General features: G+C 41.4%; 12 protein-coding genes. 8 read left to right on the top strand and 4 right to left on the bottom strand.

Going from position 1 to position 24183, the window contains the following annotated elements; genetic code table 11:
• Window positions 1-175: 175 nt before the first annotated feature.
• Window positions 176-5653, bottom strand: a complete 5478-nt coding sequence (locus ACFSYC_RS17495) for a carboxypeptidase-like regulatory domain-containing protein (RefSeq protein ID WP_377130139.1) — start codon at window positions 5651-5653, stop codon at window positions 176-178.
• A 118-nt stretch (window positions 5654-5771) separates the two neighbouring features.
• Window positions 5772-6761, bottom strand: a complete 990-nt coding sequence (locus tag ACFSYC_RS17490) for a YihY/virulence factor BrkB family protein (protein ID WP_377130138.1) — start codon at window positions 6759-6761, stop codon at window positions 5772-5774.
• Between the two features lie 373 nt (window positions 6762-7134).
• Here ACFSYC_RS17490 and ACFSYC_RS17485 point away from each other — a divergent pair, with 373 nt between their 5' ends.
• The 4 genes from ACFSYC_RS17485 (at window position 7135) to ACFSYC_RS17470 (ending at window position 15288) form a co-directional block, all read left to right on the top strand.
• Window positions 7135-8238 (top strand): sensor histidine kinase, encoded by a 1104-nt coding sequence (locus ACFSYC_RS17485; protein ID WP_377130137.1) that lies wholly within the window; start codon window positions 7135-7137, stop codon window positions 8236-8238.
• Between the two features lie 367 nt (window positions 8239-8605).
• Window positions 8606-10138, top strand: a complete 1533-nt coding sequence (locus tag ACFSYC_RS17480; protein WP_377130136.1) for a sensor histidine kinase — start codon at window positions 8606-8608, stop codon at window positions 10136-10138.
• A gap of 8 nt (window positions 10139-10146) precedes the next feature.
• Complete coding sequence (locus ACFSYC_RS17475; RefSeq protein ID WP_377130135.1) at window positions 10147-10590, top strand: response regulator; 444 nt, start codon at window positions 10147-10149, stop codon at window positions 10588-10590.
• A 36-nt stretch (window positions 10591-10626) separates the two neighbouring features.
• Window positions 10627-15288, top strand: a complete 4662-nt coding sequence (locus ACFSYC_RS17470) for a PAS domain S-box protein (protein ID WP_377130134.1) — start codon at window positions 10627-10629, stop codon at window positions 15286-15288.
• Between the two features lie 292 nt (window positions 15289-15580).
• On the opposite strand, the gene ACFSYC_RS17465 is transcribed toward ACFSYC_RS17470, so the two are convergent.
• Window positions 15581-15724 (bottom strand): sensor histidine kinase, encoded by a 144-nt coding sequence (locus ACFSYC_RS17465; RefSeq protein ID WP_377130133.1) that lies wholly within the window; start codon window positions 15722-15724, stop codon window positions 15581-15583.
• A gap of 302 nt (window positions 15725-16026) precedes the next feature.
• On the opposite strand from ACFSYC_RS17465, the gene ACFSYC_RS17460 reads away from it, so the two are divergent.
• The 4 genes from ACFSYC_RS17460 to ACFSYC_RS17445 all read left to right on the top strand — a co-directional run bounded on the left by ACFSYC_RS17460 (window position 16027) and on the right by ACFSYC_RS17445 (window position 22166).
• Window positions 16027-17988: a tetratricopeptide repeat-containing sensor histidine kinase gene (locus tag ACFSYC_RS17460; RefSeq protein ID WP_377130132.1), complete on the top strand. Its 1962-nt coding sequence runs from the start codon at window positions 16027-16029 to the stop codon at window positions 17986-17988.
• A 66-nt stretch (window positions 17989-18054) separates the two neighbouring features.
• A complete protein-coding gene (locus tag ACFSYC_RS17455) occupies window positions 18055-18702 on the top strand; it encodes a response regulator (RefSeq protein WP_377130131.1) in 648 nt (215 codons plus the stop codon).
• A 78-nt stretch (window positions 18703-18780) separates the two neighbouring features.
• Window positions 18781-20571 (top strand): hypothetical protein, encoded by a 1791-nt coding sequence (locus tag ACFSYC_RS17450; RefSeq protein WP_377130130.1) that lies wholly within the window; start codon window positions 18781-18783, stop codon window positions 20569-20571.
• Window positions 20572-20600: 29 nt separating this feature from the next.
• A complete protein-coding gene (locus tag ACFSYC_RS17445) occupies window positions 20601-22166 on the top strand; it encodes an IPT/TIG domain-containing protein (RefSeq protein WP_377130129.1) in 1566 nt (521 codons plus the stop codon).
• 213 nt (window positions 22167-22379) lie between these two features.
• Here the strand turns inward: ACFSYC_RS17445 and ACFSYC_RS17440 are convergent, their stop codons facing one another.
• Window positions 22380-24167 (bottom strand): hypothetical protein, encoded by a 1788-nt coding sequence (locus ACFSYC_RS17440; protein WP_377130128.1) that lies wholly within the window; start codon window positions 24165-24167, stop codon window positions 22380-22382.
• Window positions 24168-24183: the final 16 nt, after the last annotated feature.

Below are 24183 nucleotides of genomic sequence, written 5' to 3'. Positions count from 1 at the left end.
AACTACGTAGATAAAGGGAGCAGGTTACTAATAAGTGGGCCGAAGTGTATAGAATAGAAAACTGCCGGTATTTAGCCGAAGTTATAGACGCCTGTTGTTTCTCTGCGTTATAAAGAGCCGACTATCGCTATCAACAAACAAACCAGAAAAAAGATAAAGTATAAAATTATAGCCTTCATGGTTTAGTATTGCCGATGTTTAACTTTATCATACCGTCGCCCACATTTCCATTGCCATCCATTCCCGCAATTTTAATGGTGTACTTGTCTACACTGTCTGATGTGTAGAAGGATACGGTGGCTTTACCTTCATTATCGGTTATGATGTTAGGTTCCCAAAAAATGGTTGGACGATCATCTACTTCGGTCACCGGTAGTTTTATGTGGTATTTCGGGCTGTAAAATTGCTGAGGATACAACAGAGGCAGCGGCCGGTAAGTAACAGTACCGGTTTTGGGTAATAAATACCAACCGCGGCCGTTTTTGGTGGTAAGGTGTACACCCACAGAAGGCGGGATGTCGGCGGTACCCGGAAATGCCGAAAATTCAAGGCCCGTTAGGGTAACTATCTTTATATCACTCAATTCGGCAATCAATTCTTCCACCGAATAGCGGTCATCAATATGTAAGGGTAAAGGCCAGCCATCTATCATAACGGATACAGGCTCTTTATTCCTCATCATCATAGCCCTGCCCGCATAGTGTCTCGACCAATTATTGGCTACCCTAAGTCCCGGAATTTTTTGTTTTAGTAACTCGTAAATGTTTGATGTGGCCGATTCCTTAATGTCTTGTTCGTCATATACAAAATCTGCTTCACCGTCTGAAAAAGAATTTTTAATGATTTTGGTTTGCTTTATTTTAACCTCTTTTAGCACATTGCCGGTTATAGGCCGGTTCGCGTCTTCTTCCTTTTCAATTTTACGTTTTATGGCGCCTATAATACTACTGTCGCTGTTAACATACCAGGGCACCACCGGCATTTTATAAGGGGCTACGGCCGGCGGCACAAAGTTTTGTACGTTGATGTTGCCAAAGCTTATCTTCTTCCCATTTTTATTGTTGGCCTGTATAAAAAACGATCCGCTGTCTATTACAGGCAGGTTTTTAAAAATGTAGATACCGGCCGAGTCGGTACGCGTAGATGCCAGGAAAAATGGTTTTTGCGACGAGATAATAACCTCATTGTTGATAAGTGGTTTCTTACTGACGTTTGACACCAGCCCGGTTATTTTGAGGCTTTTCTCCACCTCGAAAGCTGGCTTTTGTGGTGATGCCAGCACGGCGGACCAGCTATAGCCCGTCCACCCCTGGGTAAGCATGAGGTTGTCTAACGCCTGCCACGCTTTTTTATCTTTACGGTTGATGTAATAGCCCGGATCTTCTATGTAGCCGTTTAATTCGGCGTTAAGCAGTAAGCTGGTCGCGATATCGTTATTGCCCAGGGTATCTGGCCTAACCTGGTCGTTATCCGTAACGGCTAACGAGAAATTACCCTTTACCGGGAAACCCTGCTTATCCTTAATCTCAATATTCAGATTTACACTATCACGCTTGGTATAAGTGGTTTTATTAGGAACAATTTTAATGTTTAACCGATCATGATGGTCAATAAATATCGCTCGTTCGTTAAGCGGCTGCGCGCCTTTAAACAGGGTAAAACGCGCCATGCCTGTTGGTAAAAGGTTTTTTGCCACAGATATATCAGTTTGGCTAGCCTTAATCGCCTGCGAATAATAAATGGTACCGCTTGATGTAACCACCAAATAGCACGAATCGTTAAAGGCAAAATTGGCCGTATGGCTCAGGTTTACGCTGATCTCGTCGGCTTGCTCGGAGTTAGTGATGTGTATTACAGTACCGTTTGGTTTTATCAGCGGCAGCTCGAAAGCTTGGTTATTTGGTTGTGTTAAGCGGGCGGTGTATGTATGCCCGGTCTGCGGCGTAAATTCAAACGAACCCATACCATTATGCAGGGTAGCGAAGTTGGCTATCTGATTAGCTGCCTCGTCAAATATAGCGCCGGTTACCGCTGTACCCCTGCCATTATCGGCCAGCGCCTTGAAGCCGACGGTGGATTTTAAACCGGCTACAAGGTTACCCCCCTCCGGTAAAAATTGCAGGTCTATTTTTTTTATGATGGTTAACGGCACTTGCATTATTTTGCCTTCGTCGGCTTTTTCAAGGCTGGCAATTTGAACATGCATGCTACCCACGTCGGTTTTTTCTTTTAACAGTTGGCTAAATTTAATACTGCCGTCAATACCGGTCTGATGGTTCTCTTTGTAAATGTAATGCCAGTCGTCAAAGAGTTTTACCTGCATTTTTTTAAGCGCCACCGGCGAGAAAAACTTATCCGTATGGTTAAGTTTGATATCTACCAGCACCTGGTCCTGAAGGCCTAGCTTATTGATTGATGCACCCGAAGTAACCAGCCATTTGGTGTTTGATAATGTGCCCAGGTAAATGCGCTGTTTAAAAAGATAATCGTCCCCAAAATTTTGCATCCAGTTGGTGTAGGCGCGCAGGGTTAAAGCCCCCACTCTGAATATTTTTTTTGAAAGCGGTATTTGCCCCCAGGCCATGCCATCTTTAATAGGTAAGCTTACCCGCCGTACGTTTGAAAGGGTATCATCGTTGAATTCGACATACAGTAACCCGCTCATACGCGATGGCCGGTTTTGGCCGTCAACCACGTAGGCTTTAAACCACAAAGTGTCGCCTATATTGTAATATGGCTTATCGGTTTGCAGGTACACTTTTTCTACCGGCAGGCGTTTATTATAATCATTAAATGGCGTACTGATGTAGCCCATTTTGTTACTAGCTGGGCGAAGGGCAGGGGCCACCACTTCGGCAGGGCTGCTATCAACGGTATAGCGATAAACCTGGCGGCCCAGTTCGCCGTCGGCATTTATACCTTCTACGATGATCTTATAACTGGCCGGACCATCGGCATTAAAGAAGTTAAACGCGGTTTTGCCGTTGGCGTCGGTTTTTAAATACGGGTTCCAATAAACGGTTGTACGCAGGTCAGGTAACTTGATTGAGCCCAGTTTATCATACCGGGGCGAATAAAACTCGCGCACCTTATTGAACCCTTTAGGGCTAATGTTAGCAACGCTTGGATTGTAGTTTTTGCGGACATAGTCACGTTTAGTATATATCAGTATAGCAGGACCTCTTAATATATGTTGTAGGGCTGTGTTGGTTGTTACCAACTCAAACTTGTAAATTGACTCTGGCTGAACCTGAAAGCCAGTAAGGATCTCTACCACCTCATCCGGGTCTATAATTTCTCTGCCATCAAGATATAACTTCATTGGTACCAATACTCCTCCTTTAGTCAGATCCCTTGCCCATGGATAAGTAGGTATATTAAGATGCGGCATAATTCTTACGCCTTTTAGTCTATGCACTAACCAATCGCTTATGGCTGTTTTTACAGTGTCCTCGGGCCGCATCATTATGGTTTGATCGGATAAGCCCTCAGGAATCTTCACCATTTGGTTAGCGTAGGGCGGCGGGGTAGGTTTGCGCGCTTTAATCCGTACCTCGCGCAGTCGGTGCACTTTGTCCAACTGACCGGTCCGCATGTAGATATCATCCAGCTTTTTGCCATTATCAATGTATTCTTTTAAGGTGCCGGTAACATCGGTGCTTACATCGCCACGGTTAGGATTCGGTGTTATTGCCTGTTTACGCACACTATCAACTAATACTTTAACTCTATCACTGCCTTTTGCTCCGCGAGCTTGCACCGCAAATTTCAGGCTGTCGGTCAAAAATATACCATCAAAAACAAATCTGCCATCAGCCCCGGTTTTGGTAAACTTAGTTACACCAGCTACAACCGAATTTAAAATTACATCAGCATTTGGCAATAATTGGTTGGTTAAGGTTGCTACCCTACCGGTTATTTTAGCACCGAGTCCCTCTACCTCAAATTTAGGCTTAGCCCGGGTAAGGCTATCTAACGTATTCCAAACAAAACGGCGGTAGCCCTGGGTAAGCATCAGGTTGTCTAAGGCTTTGTTTACCTCCTCTGTTTCTTTAGTGAAATAATAGTTAGGGCGTTCTATATACCCTTTCAGATCAGACGAAAGCAAGATACTAGAAAAAATAGTACTCTCCTTACTCTCCTCAACAGGCATTTTTCCTTCGTCTATCACCGTCACAGAAAAATTGCCTGTTGTAGGTTTGCCTTTACTGTCCTTTGCTGCAAGCTCTATTTTAACATGCTCTTTGCCTTTATAATTGTCTTTTGCCGTCTTCATATCCAGCTCCATCAAATCTTTACTGCGGATGAAAGCTATCCGCTCATTGATGGGCTGCCCGGTATTATCAAACAAGGTAAATTGAGCAATCCCGCTGGGGAAGTCTTTTTTAGTAAGCCAAACAGATGTAATTGGCTTGGTTATGTTTAAAGTAGATGAGAATATATTCTCGCCGCCGGTATGTGCTAACAGGCTAACACTTTGAGGTTGTTTTATCAGATTTGCCGATGCGTTGATTCTAATAAGTACGCTATCCTTACCCGGTTGATATACGCTTAATGTATAACCTTCATCAGCAGCTTTAGGTAAGGCCATGGTTTTAATGCCACCATCGGGCATAGTGACTTTTGCCAGGTACCTTTTGCCAGCCTGTGGTTTTAACATAAAGCTACCCATACCTGCATGCAGGGTACTTATTTGGGCCACTACTATATCGGTATCATCAACCACAACGCCTTTTATGCTGATGCCAAGCCCGTCAACGCCGATAGCTTTAAAGCCTATTTTTGATGCTATACCGTTAACAATGCTGCCACTTTCGGGGAAGAACTGGACATCGCTTTGCGCCTTCTCTGCTTTTATCGCGAAGTCTCTGGTGATTGGATAGTTATTAGCGCTTTCAATAGTAGCACGTATGTATGCCCCTGTTAGGTTTGTTTTGCCTGCATTATCAATTTTTATGCTTGCACTTCCTAAGGCATCGGTTTTAATATTCTGGGTCCAAATGGTTTTGTTGCCGATTACGATCTGGTAACGCAGGTTGCGTTCGCCTAAAGCCTTCCCCTGGTCGTCGGTGAAGTGTAGTAGGGCGGTAAGTTGTTGCTTACCCTCATTATCCCGATATTGATAATCGGCTTTAGCTATTAAGTTGTTGCTTAGTAAGTCACCCACGGTAAAAGTGCGGTCAAAAAAGTATTCTGGCCCGGCATTGCGCATCCATTGGGTATAAGCGCGTATGCGGTAACTACCTTGCTTGTAATCGTCAACCAACACAAAGTCGCCCATTACCATGCCAGCGGTTACCGGCAACTTGAGAGATTTTACCAGCGAGTCGCGCTCATTTATCAAATCAACATAAACTGCACCGCTCAATTTAGAAAGCTGATGACGGCTGCCAATAGTTACATACCCCTTAAACCAAATTGTATCGCCCAAGGCGTAATAAGGCTTGTCCATGTGCACATAGACTTTTTCCTGCGGGATAGTGTCCCTCCAATGTTGGAGTGCTGTAATAAGCTTATCAAAGGGCGCATCGTCATGCCCGGGAATGAAAGAAAGGAGTAATATGGTAGAACACATTAAACTAAGCCTGAAGATCATTTTTTTATTGATCTTCAGGCAAATAGATCGTATCCGTAGCGCACGACTATGAATCATGATAAGGTTTAGGTATCGGTTGCACTAATGTAAATAGATTAATACATAGGCTGCAACAGCGAAACCCGTAAACCCGGTTAAAACTGACTTATAACGTCAGTTTTAACCCAATTATGTCTTATTCGTCGGTGTTTTTTTTACCGCCTTTGCGGCTCTCGCCAATTTTATGCTGGGGTGGAATTTTTTTTACATCCCTTTCAACTTCCGTTTGCTCAATGTGTACCGCAAATTCTGCAGGCTCAATTTGCACACCATTAAAATCGGCGTAGGCCCTCGTAAACTCGGCGCCAAAGTATAAAATTGCTGCAGTATAATAAACCCACAATAATATTACTATTAACGATCCGGCGGCGCCGTAGGTAGAACTGGTGCCCGAGCCGGATATGTAAAGGCCGATAAGTAAACGACCTATCATAAACAGTATTGCGGTAAAAATAGCACCCGAGCGCACATCGCGCCAGCGGAGCTTAGCATCAGGCAATACTTTAAATATAACGCCAAATAAAACCGCAATAACACCAAAGCTGATGACAAGATTTATTGCTTCAAACAACACGACCGTGATATCTGGTAAAAACGTTTTCAGTCTTTCTGATAGCACTAACAACACGCCGTTTACTACAAATGATACTAACAATAAAAAGCCAAGGGTAATTATCATAGAGCCCGATAGCAGCCTATCTTTCAAAAGTTTTATCCAGCCTTTTTTTGGTTTAGGCTTTACTTTCCATATCAGGTTGATAGATTCCTGTATCTCGCCAAAAACTGAAGTGGCACCAATAACCAGCGTTATCGCCCCAATAATAATAGAAATGGTTGATTTGCCAGACAGCTCAAGGTTTTTAATCATGTCCTGTATCTGTTTAGCAGCTTCATTGCCCACCAGTCCGTTTATCTCCTCAAAAACACGGCCTTGTATGGCGTCTTTGCCTAAAATGGCGCCTGCCAGCGATATAAGTAAAAGAAGGAGCGGGGCCAGGGAAAATATGGTGTAATACGCTAGCGATGCACTATATTTAAGGGCAAGGTCGTCGCCGAAGCCTTTAAAGGCCGCTTTGATTATTGTAAACCAATCTTTCAGGGTTTGTATGCTAAAAAACTTTTTCATCAGGGTTTTAACAAGCTATAGCAGATATGGTTCGTTACAATCGTACTTTTTAGTAAGTGGTTATCCATAGCATTTGTGGAATTAAACCTCAATTACCCGGGATACTGTAACCTAAGAGGCGACATTTTTTATATTGACTTATAGGAGATTTTATCCGTCACGTCGTTAGTGAACGACGTAGCATTGGTCATGGATCGGGACCGTCATTAACTTTAACCGGTAGGAAAGAATAGCCATAGTCGTGATGAGACTTCTTTTATATCTTATCTTTTTGTAAGTTACGATCAGATAAAGAATTATCAAAGGCGAGTTAATAAGTATACGACATTGGTTCAAAAAAGGCTAACACATACTTACCATAGCAACTTCACAAATGGACGAGATTAAAGATTCTGCCAATCTATATTCAACGCAATCATTTGATATGGATCTTTTTGCGAATGTGTCACCAGATATGATCTGTATTGCTGGGTATGACGGCTTTTTCAAGAAGGTTAACCCGGCAGTTTTAAGGACGCTGGGCTATACACAAGAAGAGTTGTTCTCGAAACCAATAAATGACTTTGTTTATATGGCCGATAAAGTAGCCACTATAGAAAGCCGAGAGAGCGTTAAAAGAGCTATTCCTTTAATAAATTTTGAAAATCGATACGTAACCAAGTCAGGCGAGATAATATGGCTGTCGTGGACATCAATAGGAATAGAAGAACAGCAATTGGTATTTGCAATAGCAAAAAACATTACGCACAATAAGCTGCTTGAACAGGATAGGCACGCTCTACTTACTACCCTAACAACCACAAATAACGAGCTTAAGCAATTAGCATATACAACCGCGCACGATCTTAGGTCCCCTGTAAGTAATCTATTATCGATATTCGGCATGCTCGAAGCTGAAAAGGTAGACAACCCTGACGTAGTTGAGTTAATAAATATATTAAAACAATCAACAGAGAATCTTCGAGATACCTTAAACAATTACATAGACATTTTAATACAGAAAAAAAGTTTAAATATACAGGTAAGCCCCGTAAGTTTTTCGGAGTCTTTGAGGACAATCCAAACATCATTAAATTCATTGCTATTAGATACCAAGACAAATATTTTCGCAGATTTTGCAGATGAAGATGTGATAGTTTTTAATAAAGCTCACCTTGAAAGTATATTCCTCAACCTAATATCGAACTCGATTAAGTACGCAAAGCCTAATACCTACCCTCAAATTAATATACGCAGCCGCAAAGTAAATGGAATCGTTACCTTGATATTCAAAGACGATGGAATTGGGTTAGATATGGAAAAAGTAAGAGGACGGATTTTTGGCTTTAATCAAACGTTTCATGATAACAAAGACAGCAAGGGGATTGGCTTGTATTTGGTATACAACCACTTAATAAATTTGGGAGGGCATATTGACATTGACAGCCGTGTCAATGAAGGCACTACATTTACGATCACTTTTAAAAAAGCTATTTAAGACAAATTTGAATGCTATTTACAGTGGATTAGCGTCAGGGAATCAAGAGAGCTATCGCTCGACCTTGTCATTAAGCTTAGTAATCTCCTTATCTTATAGAGCGCTAGTGGAATATGAAACTGACAACCTCAAATATATATAACACGACATAGCGAATTGTTGAGTGTTTAACTTAACCTAAATGAAAGAAGTATTTTCCTTGTTGGTTTTGTAATACAGATATACCAAAATAGCTTATCTTTAGATTGACACTGTCATACTGTGGCTCTATAATCGGCATAATTGCGCAGGCTTAAAATCTATCATTGAGATTCACCTGGTATTCGTATCTAAAGAGTTGTTTTGTATTTTTATCTAACTTTTAAATATGGCCAAAAGTAAAAAAAGCAACCTTCCTACAAGTATCAACCTGGGATTTGATTTAAAAAAGACGGATAATAAACTTGAAGCGGATTGGTTGACTATAGACGAACAGCAAACCCAGGATCTCTTATATGCTAAAAAAGAGATTGCATATCAAAACCGTGAAAAAGAAGATCGGGCAGCCGAATTAGTAGTTGCCAATAAAGAGTTGGCTTTTCAAACACACGAAAAAGAGAATCGGGCGGCTGAATTGATTATTGCCGATAAGGAACTTGCATTTCAAAATAGAGAAAAAAGAAACCGGGCGGCCGAACTGCTCATAGCTAACAAGGAACTGGCTTTTCAAAACACTGAAAAAGAAAGAAAGGCAGCAGAGTTGGTCATAGCGAATGCAGAATTGGTTTTTCAAAATACAGAAAAAGAAAATCGTGCTGCCGAACTGCTCATAGCTAACAGAGAACTGGCTTTTCAAAACACTGAAAAAGAAAGAAAGGCAGCAGAGTTGATCATAGCTAATGCAGAATTGGTTTTTCAAAATACAGAAAAAGAAAATCGTGCTGCCGAACTGCTCATAGCTATCAAGGAACTAGCATTTCAAAACACCGAAAAAGAAAGTAGAGCAGCAGAGTTGATAGTTGCTAATAAAGAACTTGCCTACCAAAATGACGAAAAGGAAAAAAGAGCTGCCGAACTCATTATTGCAAACAGAGAGCTGGCTTTCCAAAATGACGAAAAGGAAAAGCGTGCCGTCGAACTGGCGACATCAAACGAAGAACTAATACGTGCAAAGTCGGAAATTGTCGAGCTTAATGTTGGCCTTGAGCAAAAAGTTGCCGAACGAACTTCGGATTTGGAGGTCGCCAATCAGGAGCTAGAATCTTTTTCGTACTCTGTATCACATGATCTGCGTGCGCCGCTTAGGGCAATAAATGGGTTTGGCCAGATATTACTTGAGGATTTTGCACACGCGCTAAACACGGAGGGACAATCTGTACTGGAGGAAATTATAACAAATTCAAAAAGAATGGGACTGTTAATCGATAACTTGCTGGAGTTTTCACATTTAGGAAAGCAAAGCGTATCTGTAGCGGACGTAGACATGAAAGACATGATCACTGCTGTCGTAGCGGAACAACAACTGCAGCAGATCGATCGAACCGTCACAGTACATATTAAGGATTTGTTGAATATCAAGGGCGACCGGAATATGCTTAAACAAGTGTTCATAAATCTGGTCTCCAATGCTTTTAAATACTCAAATAAAGTTGAAGCCCCGGTTATCGAGATCGGATCATTCCAGGAAAACATTCATGCTACCTATTACGTAAAAGATAACGGTGCGGGTTTTGACATGCGTTATTACGATAAACTGTTTGGCGTTTTCCAAAGATTGCATAGTAATACAGAATTTGAAGGCACGGGTGTTGGCTTGGCCATTATACACCGAATAATCTCCCGACACCACGGCAAGGTATGGGCAGAGGGAAAAGTTAACGGTGGAGCATGTTTTTATGTCTCGCTGCCAATTAATAATTAAGCTACGAAATGATGTATACCACAATAAATGACATCCTTTTGGTAGAGGACAACAAGTCGGACGCGATGCTAACTATGCGGGTGTTAAAGAAGCACAATCTGGCAAATAACCTCATTCACTTAGCTGACGGCGCGCAAGCATTAGATTATATCTTCGGCGAAGGAGAATTTGAGGGAAGAAATATTGAAGATAGGCCTCGTGTCATTTTTTTAGATTTAAAAATGCCCAAGGTTAGCGGACTTGAAGTGCTTAAGGTTTTAAAATCCGACGAGCGGACGAAACAGATACCCATCGTTATGATGACCTCATCCAAAGAGGAAAAAGATATCATTGAAAGCCATAAGCTTGGGGTAAACAGCTATGTGGTTAAGCCGGTTGGGTTTGAAAATTTTTCAAAAATCATCGCCGAACTTGGCTTTTACTGGCTTGTTGTCAATAATACTCCGCATTAGTCAAAAAATTGTATTGTTTGAGCACGGGCTTATAAGATGGAAAATAAATTAAAGATCCTTCACCTGGAAGATTCCTCAAGTGATGCGCAATTAGTCTACAGGATATTAAAAAAAGGCAATTTTGAGTTTGAACTATTATTGATTGAGACCGAAGAAGGATATATAGCTGCTTTAGATGAATTCGTTCCGGATCTGATCCTTTCCGACCACTCGCTGCCTTCCTTTAATTCTCATAGGGCCCTAACAATTTTTCGGGAACGGAAGCTAAAAATCCCGTTCATTCTAATAACATCTAATGTTTCGGAAGAATTTGCAGTAGACGTAATAAAAAAAGGGGCGGACGATTATATTCTAAAAGATCGCCTTGAACGCTTGCCGTCTGCCATCCAAAATGCTTTAGAAAAATACAGGCTTGAGATAGAAAAGCAAAGCCACTTATTTGAGCTCATCAAAAACGAAAGACATTACAGAGCGCTAATTGAAAATGGCGCTGATGTCCTGGTCGTGCTTACTGCAGAAGGTAAGCCTAAATATGTTTCACCCTCAATTCAACATGTATTAGGTTATACAGAGGATGAGGCTTTACAATTGAACTTGTTTGAGACCCTGCATCCCGATGATTTTGAACCAGCTACCTCAAAGCTGGCCGATTGCATTACAAAACCGGGTGTTCCAATACAGGGATATGAGGGCCGAATTAAAAACAAAAACGGCGAATGGGTGTGGCTTGAGGCCACGTTGACTAACATGCTTCACGATCCAACGATCAACGGCATCATCAGTAATTTTAGGAATATAACTGAGCGCAGGTTAGCGAGTGCAAGCCTTATAAAAAGCCAGTTATTTAATAAAACCCTCCTCAGTTCGTTAGATGCGCATATAGCGGTAATAAATAGCTATGGTACTATAATAGCGGTAAATAAAGCCTGGGAGGATTTTGCCATAGAAAACACGTCCGACACTATTTTGCTTGCTTCTGAAGGCAACAATTATTTCGAGGTTTGTGAAAAAGCTGCCGCTGATGGTGATAAAATTGCAGAGCAGACGTTAAAAGGGGTCCGAGCGGTTTTTCTAAAAGATGTAGAAAGTTTTAAAATAGAATATCCCTGCCACTCAGCAACCGAAAGGAGATGGTTTGTAATGAATGCAACCAGGTTTGAAGGTGATGATGCTAATATTGTAATATCTCATCAGAATATCACGGATCGAAAATTAGCAGAAGAAAAAGCTTTCCTTAGCGAATTAATGTTTCGTGGACTCATTGAAAATAGTTCAGATGGGATGGCGATCCTTACGGCTAATGGTAAACCGAAATATGTATCGCCTTCCATCAAGAATGTTCTAGGATATACTGAAAAGGAAGGCATGGGTCTTGATCTAGTGGGCTTGGCTCACCCAGATGACGTTCCACTGCTGCTAAGCCTTATGCAAGAGGTGATTGCGAATCCTGGCATGTCAATAAAAGGCGGGGCAACACGCGTTCGCCATAAAGATCAAAGCTGGCGCTGGGTGGAAGGAGTAATTACTAACATGTTGCATGATCCGGCTATCAATGGCATTGTTGGCAACTTCCGGGATGTAACGGAACGGATAATGGCAGAGCAGGCTATAAAAGACAGCGAATCGAAATATCGGTCGTTTTTCGAAAATAGCATGGACGGCATCCTCCTGACAGTGACTGATGGTGAAATTTTCGCTGCTAATCCTGCAGCCTGCGCTATTTTTCAAATGACAGAAGAGGAGATTTGCCAGAAAGGAAGATTTGGTCTTGTAGACAATGACGACCCGCGTTTAGCAATAGCTATAAAGAAAAGGCAGCAGACCGGAGCCGCGAAAACCGAAATTACCCTGGTGAGAAAAGATGGGAGTAAATTTCCCGGTGAAATCACCTCTGCTGTGTTTGCGGATAATTCAGGCCTCCAGCGTACCTCTATGATTGTTAGGGATATTTCTGAACAAAAACTCGCGGAAGCGAAAGTTTTACATGCCAACCGGCTATATGTGTTCATAAGCCAGATCAACCAAACAATTGTACATGTTAAAGATGGTCAAACGTTGTTTGACGAGGCGTGCCGGATAGCGGTCGAAATTGGTAAATTCAAGATGGCCTGGATCGGTGTTCCACAAACAGAAGGAAGGATTAGCTTAGTTGCCAGCCACGGTTCGACGCCTGCGCAGCTTGAATTTTTTAGTGAATACCCTTATGAGCCGGGAGGGCCGATAGATCGGGTTTTGAGAGGCCAGAATTATGTAGCCGTTGCAAATATAAGAGCGGAGGTTAAAACTATGTTGAGTGAGGTTGCTGGTAAGGCAGGATTCAATTCTGTGATCGTGCTCCCTATAAAGAATGGGGAAAGACTGGTGGCAACTTTTAATATTTACTCGACAGAACTCGACTTCTTTAACACGCAAGAGATAGCATTACTAACAGAAGCAGCAGCGGACATTTCATTCGCACTAGGGGTCCTTGAAAAAGAGAAATTGAGATTACTTGGGGAGCAGCAATTGTTGATAAGCGAAAAGAAGCTAATTAAGGCGCAAACTATTGCTAAACTGGGATATTGGGAGTTAAATTTAAGTAATAATACCCTATTTTGGAGTGATGAGACTTTCCGGATTTGGGGGCGTGACAAGGATGCGTTTGTTCCAACTTTAGAATCGCTGATCGACACCGTCCACGCAAATGACAGGCAACTTTTTATTTCACAACAGGCTGTATCGTCTGTTGGGACTACTAAACTTGATATCGAATACAGGATCGTCATGCCGGATAACTCGATCAAGTGGGTGAATGATAAGGGGAAGTTTGTAATAGAAGGCAATGGAGAGGTTAAGCGGTTCGAAGGTACCGTACAAGATATAACAGATCGTAAAGTTGCTGAGGAACAACTAAAAAAATCTGAGTTTCAATACAAACAGATAGTAGAAACGGCCCAGGAAGGAATTTGGTTGATTGATGACAACGATGAAACTACTTTTGTTAATGAAAAGTTAAGCCAGATCTTAGGATACACCAAAAGCGAGATGCTCGGCAAGAAAATATATGATTTTCAAGATCAGGAGGGGAAAGCAATTACGTCGAAGGCATTGTTAACTAGGCGAACCGGAGTATCTGAACAAAGGGAACTTAAACTTTTATCAAAAGCCGGAAAGGAAGTTTGGACCAGTATCTCTGCTAATCCTTTCTTTGATTTAGATGGAAATTATAATGGCTCGTTAGCAATGGTTTCTGACATTACAGAGGCGAAGTCCCTGCGACTGCTGTTAGATAAGGCAATTAAAATTTCCCGGATGGGCACTTACGAAATGGACCTTATGCAAAATAAGCTTTATTGGTCGGAGATGACTAAAGAGATCCACGAACTACCCATCAATTTTGTTCCCAACATAAAGACTGCCATTGATTTTTATAAGCTAGGGCCTAGCCGCGATGCGGTCAGCAATGCTGTGGCTAATGCAACAAAGAATGGAACATCCTTCGATCTAGAAGTGCAAATTGTCACTGCCAAAGGCAATTTGCGATGGGTGCGAACCATTGGGCAGGCGGATTGTGTAAACGGAAAGTGCCTACGACTCTATGGAAGCTTTCAGGACGTGGACAAGGTAAAAAGCAGTGAGCTGGAGGTACTGAAAGCATACGAAGAGAAAAATGGCATTCTGGAAAGCATTGGCGATGCCTTTTTTGCGGTAGACAAAGATTGGACAATTACCTATTGGAACAACAAAGCCGAAACTGTATTGCAAAAGGATAGGAAAGATTTGCTGCATAAAAATCTTTGGGAGATATTTCCGGATGTGGTTGGCACAACTATGTATTCAAACTATCATGCAGCTCTTGCGGAAAACAAAGCACGTCATTTCGAAGCATATTACGAAGCGATGGATATATGGTTCGAAGTCAGCGCTTATCCGTCTTTTAATGGGCTTTCAGTGTTTTTTAAAGATATTACAGAACGTAAGACTTCAGAAACGAAGCTTTACGAATTAAATGAAAACCTACGGAAATATGCCAATGAACTGCTGATGTCTAACAAGGGCTTAGAACAGTTCTCTTACATAATATCACATAACCTTCGTGCTCCGGTTGCCAATATATTGGGGTTAATGGAAATCTTACAGGACGATGACAATGATCCGGCAACAAACCAAACTGTTATGAGTGGTTTAGTTACAAACGTAGAAAGGCTTAACGAAGTTGTAATAGACTTGAATAATATCCTTAGTGTTAAAAGTCATATAAACGAGCTTAAGGAAGTCTTTCTCTTGACAGATATCTTAAAGAACATTCAATTGAGTATCCAGAGCCTTATCGAGACAGAGAATGTAATAATAGACTTGTCTGGGATTGTAATAGATGAACTTTATTCGCTAAAGTCTTATCTCCATAGTATTTTTTATAACCTTATTACCAATAGCATAAAGTACCGCCGTCCGACAAAAAGTCCTGTAATTAAAATAAAGAGCTGGAAGGAAGACAAAAAACTGTTAATTACTTATGTCGACAATGGACGCGGAATTGACGTTATAAAGAATAAAGATTATATTTTTGGCCTTTATAAGCGATTCCACACAGATACCGAAGGCAAGGGCGTTGGCCTATATATGATAAAAACCCAGGTGGAAGCTTTGGGAGGAACGGTGTCGTTGAAAAGTGATGTGGATAAAGGAGTGGAATTTACATTTGAATTTGTCTTATAGCTAATTATAAGGTTCTTTTAAAATTAGTGATGCATTAGATGTCATTTTTGAATTGCTTTGACAACCTCTTTTAATCCATATGTATTTATAGCTGGTACAAGTTCGCCTTCTTTAGTAATGGCATGCCCTGCCGCCGGTAGTGTAACATAAAAACTTGTGCCGCTAAGTGCATTGCGTCAATAGCTAATTTTACCATTTTACGTATCCTTACTAAGAGCGACGCCCAATCCAACTCCCTTCTACCTCGGCTACACCAGGACTTGTCGTACTGAGGTAGAAGATATCATACCGATTACTTAACTGGCATCCCCCTGCCGCTGTCTTGTACGGTTATAAAGCAATACTCCTGACCCGACTTCGCTGTTATAGTTATTTTACCGCCCGGAGCGGTGAACTTGATTGCATTAGTTACATTTCTGATTATAAGCTGTAACATATCCTCATTACCGAAGACCGCAATGGTAGGTCGATGGAGACATTTCTTTTCTTGCTAGCAGCAATATTGATGTTTTGCATATTATTTATTAGTAATGGATAGCATAGTTTATCCTTATGGACGACATTATCCTTATGCGGTAACAAATTCATATTAAATAAGTTATTAACTTTCATTACGTTTACCGATATCTGAAGGTAATGGTAAACTTTTCATCTCTAAAAATGTATAGGCTTTTCGCAGTTTTATTTTGCTTGATATTATCAACTAATGTGTTTAGCCAAAGTTCTATAAAAGATAGCTTGCTGAACTTAATTGCAAAAGCCAAAACAGATACCGCCAGGGTGAAAATATTGAATACTTTAAGTTCCGAAATGGTTGAAGCAGATACGGCACTCGCTCATCGCTTTGCAAATCAGGCATTGGCAAAAGCCGAAGCAATAAGCTATTATAAGGGCATGATCGAGGCTTATTATAACATTGCCTATATATATGAATTGCTTTACAAACAGCCGGTGGCCGAGCGTTTTTATTTGAAAGGGATTACATTGGCCAATGAAAGACAACTGATCAACCTGGCGGCAAACGGTTATCAAAATTATGCCGTCCTTTTAAAAAAACAACGAAAATTTAAACTGGCTTTGCAAACCAACGTAATGGGTATGCAACTTTACGAACGGCTAAAAGATACCGCACACCTGGCAATTATTTATACCAACGTCGGTAATTGCTACTCTAATTTAAATCTGCCGCAGCTGGCAGTAAGTTATCATATTAAGTCACTGCAAATTAGTCAGCAACGCGGCAATAATGTTGGCATTACAAAAGCTTATAATAACATTGCCATCGTTTATGAAAGGAACGGGAACTTTGAAAAAGCGCTGGAAAACTATCGGCGAATGCTTGGGCCGGCGGTAGCTACCGGCAAAAAAAACTTATTGGCGGTCGTCAATGGCAATATCGGCTCAGCCTACCAAAATTTAAAGCAGTCGGCAAAAGCTATACCCTACATTGCAAAGGCAATACAACAGCAGATCGCGCTTGGCGATAAAGCAAGAGTAGCACTTAATTTAAATAATATTGCAGCTGCTTATAACGACCTGCATCAATATAAAAAGGCTTATAAAGCAAGCTTGGAAGGCATAAAATATGCGCGCGAAGCAGATGATAAAGAAAGTCTGGGTTATGCTTATTTAACAGCCGGGACCGCTGCTGCCGGATTGCAAAACTACAAGCAGGCGCTGGTTTTTATGGATACGGTACAAAGATTTGCAATGGAAATGGACATGGTGCCGCTGAAACTAAGTTACTACCAGCAAGCCGGCAATGTTTATAAGGCTGTAGGTAACTACAAAAGATCGCTTGAGTTGTCGGAAATAATGGGTGCTTTGAAGGATAGTACATATAATGCGGAAAAGCATGAGCAGATAGCCGCCCTACAAGAACAATATGAATCGCAGAAAAAAGATAAACAGCTGGCCCAAAATGCTTTGGCCGATGCGAAAAATAAAGACCTATTAACCCGTAACCACAGGGTAGTTATAGGCCTCATAGTTTCGATTCTTATTTTGATTACTATAGCCACATTGGTAGTAAGAAATATGCGACTAAAGGGCGAAAAGCTAAAATCAGAAAAAGCCTTGGCTGCATTTGAGGCTGAACAGGACCTTTTAAACGAAAAGCTTCGGATATCCGGCGAATTGCATGATAATATTGGCTCACAACTCACCTTTATACATTCTTCCATCCAAAATATGCGTGGCATGCCGGATGGCGCTCAACAATCGGGGTTAAAAGAAACGGAGGAGATTGCCGTAAATACGATCCGGGATCTTCGGCAAACTGTTTGGTTTATTAATAACTCCAGCTTTACACCCGATGATTTTGCAATCCGCTTACGCGAATATATAAAGCCATACCAGTTATTGGGAAGCACGGAGATTATCATTAATAATCATATCCCTGAAACTGTATCCATAAGTTCGGCAAAGGCTACACATTTGTTTCGCATTGTACAGGAGGCGATTAATAATGCTTTGAAATACGCCAATGCCGGTACAATAGAAGTGAAACTGGAAGCACATCGTTCAGGGAATATAACGGTCACTATTCATGATGATGGACACGGTTTTGACACCCAATTGAGCTCTGCGGGATTTGGATTAAGAAACATGGAAGCCAGAGCACAAAAAGCAGGAGGAGTTGTTGAAATTACCTCAGCTGTAGGAAAAGGCACTACTGTGAAGGTGAACGTACCCGGATAATATGTATTTATGCGTATTGATGGAAGAATATGATCTGCTGATGTTTGGAGATCAATAAAATAAAAAATGCCGATAAAAATTGCCATTGCCGAGGATAATAGCTTTGCGCTACGCGCCTGTGTTAATAAAGTAAGTTGCCAGCCAGATTTGAAGCTGGTGGCTACAGCTTTTAATGGTAAAGAGCTACTTGAAGAACTTTCCAGGCATAGGGTTGATGTTATTTTAATGGATATTATGATGCCTGGCATGGATGGGATAGCCTGTACTCGTCAGGTAAAACAACTTCATCCGCAGATAAAGGTAATTATGCTCACAACTTTTGATGATGATCAGAACATATTGAACGCTATCATGGCTGGGGCATCAGGTTACCTGCTCAAAGACGAAAGCACCGAAGGGGTAGTAAATGCTATCCGGGATGCGCTTGGCGGTGGCGCGCCAATGTCGGCAGGCGTTGCATCCAAAGTGCTTAATCTGCTTCGTAATCCGGCACCCCAAAGCGCCGTGGACATACTAGAAAATTTTGGTCTGAGCAGCCGGGAGATAGAGTTGCTTGTACAATTAAAAAACGGCTTAAGTTATGAGCACATTGCCGAAAACCTTTGTATAAGCCATGGTACGGTACGTACGCATATCAATAATATTTACCGCAAGCTGCAGGTTAATAATAAAGTGAACGCGCTATCTAAAGCGACGGCTAACCGCTTGATCTAAGAGGTCAAAATACGTATTTCGTCGTATTTACCAGGTAGTACCTAAGTGGTTTATTTGTGTTATTAAATAACACAAATCATGACAAAGAAATTTTACCTCTTATTTATATGCTTACTCACAATAAGCATTTGCGCTAACGCGCAATTTGGCAAACTTAAAGGAATGCTGGGGGGAAAAAAAGACACCGCCCAAAAATCGCAAACAGATACCACTAACAAGGTAGAAAAAGAAAAACCGGGCGGTAGCTTCTTTAGTAAGGCCATTACCAAGTTAGCTAAGGCCAGCAGCGGCCTGGTCATGAGCGCTACAGGCGCTTTGATCACCACAGCGGACCTTAGCCAGGTTACGCCAATGGTTTACAGCAGTGTAAACATGTACCCGGCATCGGTAGGTACAGCCGAAATGGGTTTTTATAACGGGTGGAAATCGGGCGGCAACTTAACTACACTTTTCTTTACCCAAAAAGCAAAAATGGGTGTGGCTAAAATAGATGGTACCGTAACGATTAATGGCCAGCCGGCAGATTATGCGAGCACTGGAGTCTATACGACTTTCAGCAATAACGACGGTAAACCTGCCGTAATCTCCATTACCACTAAAAACGGTCAAAAAGCTAATTTTACTGTCCCAATGTCGCCGGCTACGGTTAAGATAAAGACGATCAATGGTCAAGCTGGTGATAATATATCTGCAGATTTGACTCAGGATATGGTTATAGAATTTGAAAAATTACCAGGTGCTGAAAATGTACCAATGAGGGCAAACATTGTAATTACCCAAATAGGCATCAGGGGCTTTTTTAATGTAGCCAATTTTAAAGGGACGGATAAACTCGTTATCCCGGCCGCAGCTTTTCGGAATATCAACATCACACCCGGTGGCAAGGCATTATTTAGTTTTAAAAACTGTTATATTTCAATAGACCGGGTACAGCCTGTTAAAACCACAAATGTATCCGGCGCGTTTGCGCCAATTGAATTTTCAGCGGTCGCTCAAGATGGTCGTTACATCACACTTACCAAAGAACCCGTGCTAAACACCGGCTTAACCGCCAAAGGGGAAGAGAAATTCAGTAACGGCGAGGTTGAATACAACTTTTTTAAACCTAACGCTTTTTTAAGTCGCCCGTTTGCACAGATAAAAAACGTTGGCGTAATGTCATTTGCTGTACGGGGGACCACTTATGTTAAAGGACCGTCTTCTTCAAGTTCGAGTTCATACTCTGTAGGATCTACTACCTATACCACAACAACAACAACTGAGACCTGGGCACAATTCCCTTCGGTATCACAATCGGTTTGGGACGGGCTGCTGGATAAGTTATACGCCGAATTTACTGCCACTGGCGCCCAGGAATTGGGCGCCAGTGTGGTGCCTGTAAACAACGTAACAAGTTCTGCCGCTTATCAGGACCTGCAACCTTTTACTAAAGATGACGAGACCACCAGTGTAAGCTTTTTCCACTCATACCAAGATACTAAAATGCTATCTGCATTTATTCCTATTGCCGAGGGTTTTAGTTCAAACTCGGCTAATGTGAGGTTGCTTAAACAATCAGGAACTGAAGCTTTAATGAAATTTACTTTTGATATGCAGATCGCAATTGAAAAAGGTAAACCTGTAATGATCCCCAAATTGGCTTTCGAGATGGTAGGCGGTAAAAATGGGGATACTTTCGACACCAAATTTTGCACCGCTAACATTGTAGGTAAGGGGGTACGCTATCCGGCCGGAACTATAACCGTTGCCGATATGCAAAATATAATTCGCGATGCAGATCTGCTCGCGGCATTCCGCAAAGGACTACAGGAAATAAAAAACAAAGAAAAGCAGAATGGCGATTACGAAATAGTTTGGGCCTTGCAATAAATATTAACTCACTAATAATATAAACAAACATGAAAAAGATAATTTATACGATTGCGCTATTGATGGTCATCATCACCGCTTGTAAAAAAAGTACGGATAACATAGAGCCGACCGTAGAAACCCCGGTTATTACTAGTATCCAGCCTAAAAATCCAAAACCAGGAGACTTGGTAACTATCACAGGTACCGCCTTTGGCACAGTATCAAACGATGTAAAAGTGAGCATTGGCAGTAAGGCCATTAACATCACGTCGGTTAGTAATACCGAAATTAAGTTCACCCTGCCCGATGGCGTTACCGAGGCAGATTTGAGTGTGTTGATCAAAAATGTGACCGCAAAAAACACCGATGTACAAGGAGCAAAGATAAGTCCCCAAGTGCCTTCGGCTGCGGTACCGACCTTTTCCAACATAGCGCCGGCCAGTGGAAAAGCAGGCGATGTTGTTACCCTGACCGGTACCAACTTTAGTACGGTGTTGAGTGAGAATGTAGTGAAATTTGCGGGAGTTCCGGCTACGGTAAAAACCGCTAGCGCTATAACTCTCACAGTAGAGGTGCCAGCCAGTGTAGCCACTGGGGCCGTTACCATACAGGTTAAAAATGTTACCACAGTAATGGCCAACGGCTTTGCAGGCATATTCACTGTAGCTACAACAGGTGGCAATGCGGGCACGCCCGGTCAAACCACAGTTTTGAGTAATATACTAACACTTACCACGCACGTTACCACGGATGCAGAAGGCAACCTATTCGTTTTGTCGCCGCCGTATAATTATGGCATACCGCGTCTGGCTCGCATCAGTAGTGACGGCAGCAGTACCAAATTATTTACCCCGGCAGAGTTCGGTTATACGGATGCCGATTACATGGGAGTGATTGGTGTAACAGCCGATAAAGCTGGAGCTATCTATGTGCTTACGTCCTCGTTGCTCAAGCGGGAAAACAAAATCTGGAAAATAGCGTCCTCAAGTGCTGCCCCGGTGCTATTCCGTACGCTTAGCAATGATTATAATTTTAGTAATAGTTTACCTGAGTTCAACCTCGCTGTTACCAGCACCGGCGAGTTCTTTTTCATCAGCCACGATAGCCCTCCAACTGTCTACAAAATTGATAACATTGGTAAAGTATTGTCGTATCTATTTGCCAGCAATCCAAATAACTTTGACGGAGTAAAATATGCCACACCAACTGATATAGCTGTTGATCAAAACGATAACTTATACGTTTCTGTCAGTGAGGTTGGTTTTAAAGGCATTTATAAATTTACTCCGACTAAAGTAAAAAGCGTAATCTATAGCAGCACAGTTAATATCAATGCCCCTGGTGCACTTGCCTCCGCTACCTTTAAGGCGATCAGCACCATATCCCTGAATGCGGACGCTACCGCAATTTATATTGGCGATATTGAAGATGCCTACATCAGTAAAATGGATCTTACGGCAGGACAAGTTACCCGTATTGCTGGGGTAGGGCCGGGTATGTATGCCTCTCCAACGATAGGTGCCAATTCTATAGTGAGGGTTTACCCTCTCCGTATTCATTACGACTCACGGAATCAAGTAATCTATTCGCTATTGCAAAAGATAAAATTATAATAGTTGAATTGAGAGCGTAGCCTTACGAGAGGGCTGCGCTTTTTATTTTAACTTGTATATAGCCTTTAATAGTTGACAAATTATAGCTCGTTTAAGCCGGAGGATTAAGTCCGGCAATAGGGCTTCAACGGTAGCATAGTTCGCTAAAGCCATTTTACATCTCAAAGCATCGTTAAATTCAGTTTCAGTTATTCTGGCAATATAGTTTATTCGCTAATCAGTGATAAGCAATGAATTTAGTTTGTTTTCTGATAGGACAAGCTCGTTGCAAATTGTTTGCATTAAATCAGTAGTCTGCCCGGGCAATTGTGAAAACAGCTCCTTATAATAATTTATCCCATCTTGTAACTGTATTTTAAACTTGCCTAGTTGCTTGCTCTTTTTATCATTCATGTTCTTGACATGCACCTGCAAATCGGTTTGCAAATAATCTATATACAGGTTTAGCTCTTTAATAAAAACATGGGGCCTTTTAATTTTACCCAGCAAATCCATTTTGCCGTAAATGTGTTTAACCATATCCTCTAAAGAATATACCTCATTAAAATAAGCCAAATTAGGGCCCGGGCATATAGCCACTGCAATATTTTCTTTTGGTTTATTTATACCATATTTAAGATAGGTAGATGAACACAAACCTTCACACAAACATAGTTTTTCTACCACCGCCTCGTACTGCTGTTGGTACTCGTCTTTTGCTAATGATAATGTTTGGATTTGTTGTATTTTTAAATTTTGATATTGTCTGGAGGCAGTGCAAATGGGTTTTTCAGTGAACTCGGTATTGGTACATAAATATTTTTTAGTGCACGGGCTACCGGGTTGGCCTTTCTCTAACCTTTTAATTCGTTGGGTATTTGCGCTACTCGGTTTAAAATTATTAAACAGTATGCCTAAGGGTGACGCGTCGCTTACATAATAATCGTCCTCGCCGGCGGTGCTTAATTGGGTCAAGGTTTCTTTGTCTACATTGGTTACTTCAGGCACTAGCAAAAACGGGCTACCCCAACCAGTACCATCGAGTTGATAATGTTTAATTAAAAATTTATTTTCTTCACTGGTACCTATGCCACCTTGCACGCTAAAACGCTGTGATGGAATAGCACTATATTCTATATTTTTAAGTTTTAAAGCGGTGCTATATAACTGGTACAGTTCATCTAGCATAAGACTTCTTTTTTCTCTAAACTCTTTCAATATTGGCCCCAATAAAAAACCTTCGGTAGCAAAAGCGTGGCCGCCACAATTCAAACCTGATTCAATCCTGAATTCTGATACCCATAGTCCCTTTTTAGCTAAAAATTTAGCCTGTATAAAAGCTGACCGAAAATCACTAACTTTTAATGTGATTTTTTTATTTAATGAACCGGTTTTATCCGGGAAAAAGCAATCAAATTTTTCCAGGTAGCTGTATAACCTGGGATTCATACCTGCTGACAAAACTACTGATGATTGCAGATTACTCTCTGCAAAACTTCTCAAGGAGGCCAGCGCGTCTGTGTTTTCATCGCCCATGTATTCCCCATCAGCTGTAAAATTCATTTTATCAACCTTGGCCATTATGTTTACGTCAATACTGCCTTTTACCATTTTACGGCGTAGTATATTCTGAAAAATAGTTTTCCTCTCACAATCAGGATATTCCATCATTAATTCATACCCTTGTTTGAGCTGCGAGTTCTCAGGCAGTAATTCGAAATAACGACATAAGTTACTCCCTGCATCGAAGGCTTCAGCTTTTAAATTTTCAAACTGTGTGTTAACGATGTCATTAACCAGGTTTAAATAGGCCGTAATACGCCTTGCCCGGCTATCAGGCGATGACTTTTTAATAGCGACATAAGGTTCATTATTCTTTTTTGTATGATAGTCACGCATGCGTTCAATCAAATCATCATCTACTATAGAGATTGCAGATGAGATGCCATATTGGGCAACTTTGAGAGGGGTATCAATAGAAAAACCTAATCCTAATACCGGGATATGAAATGTATGGCTCATAAGAGTATGTTATAAT

It is taken from the genome of Mucilaginibacter antarcticus (assembly GCF_042686155.1).
Classification (GTDB): Bacteria; Bacteroidota; Bacteroidia; order Sphingobacteriales; family Sphingobacteriaceae; genus Mucilaginibacter; species Mucilaginibacter antarcticus.
This window is presented reverse-complemented; position numbering and strand designations above follow the sequence as displayed.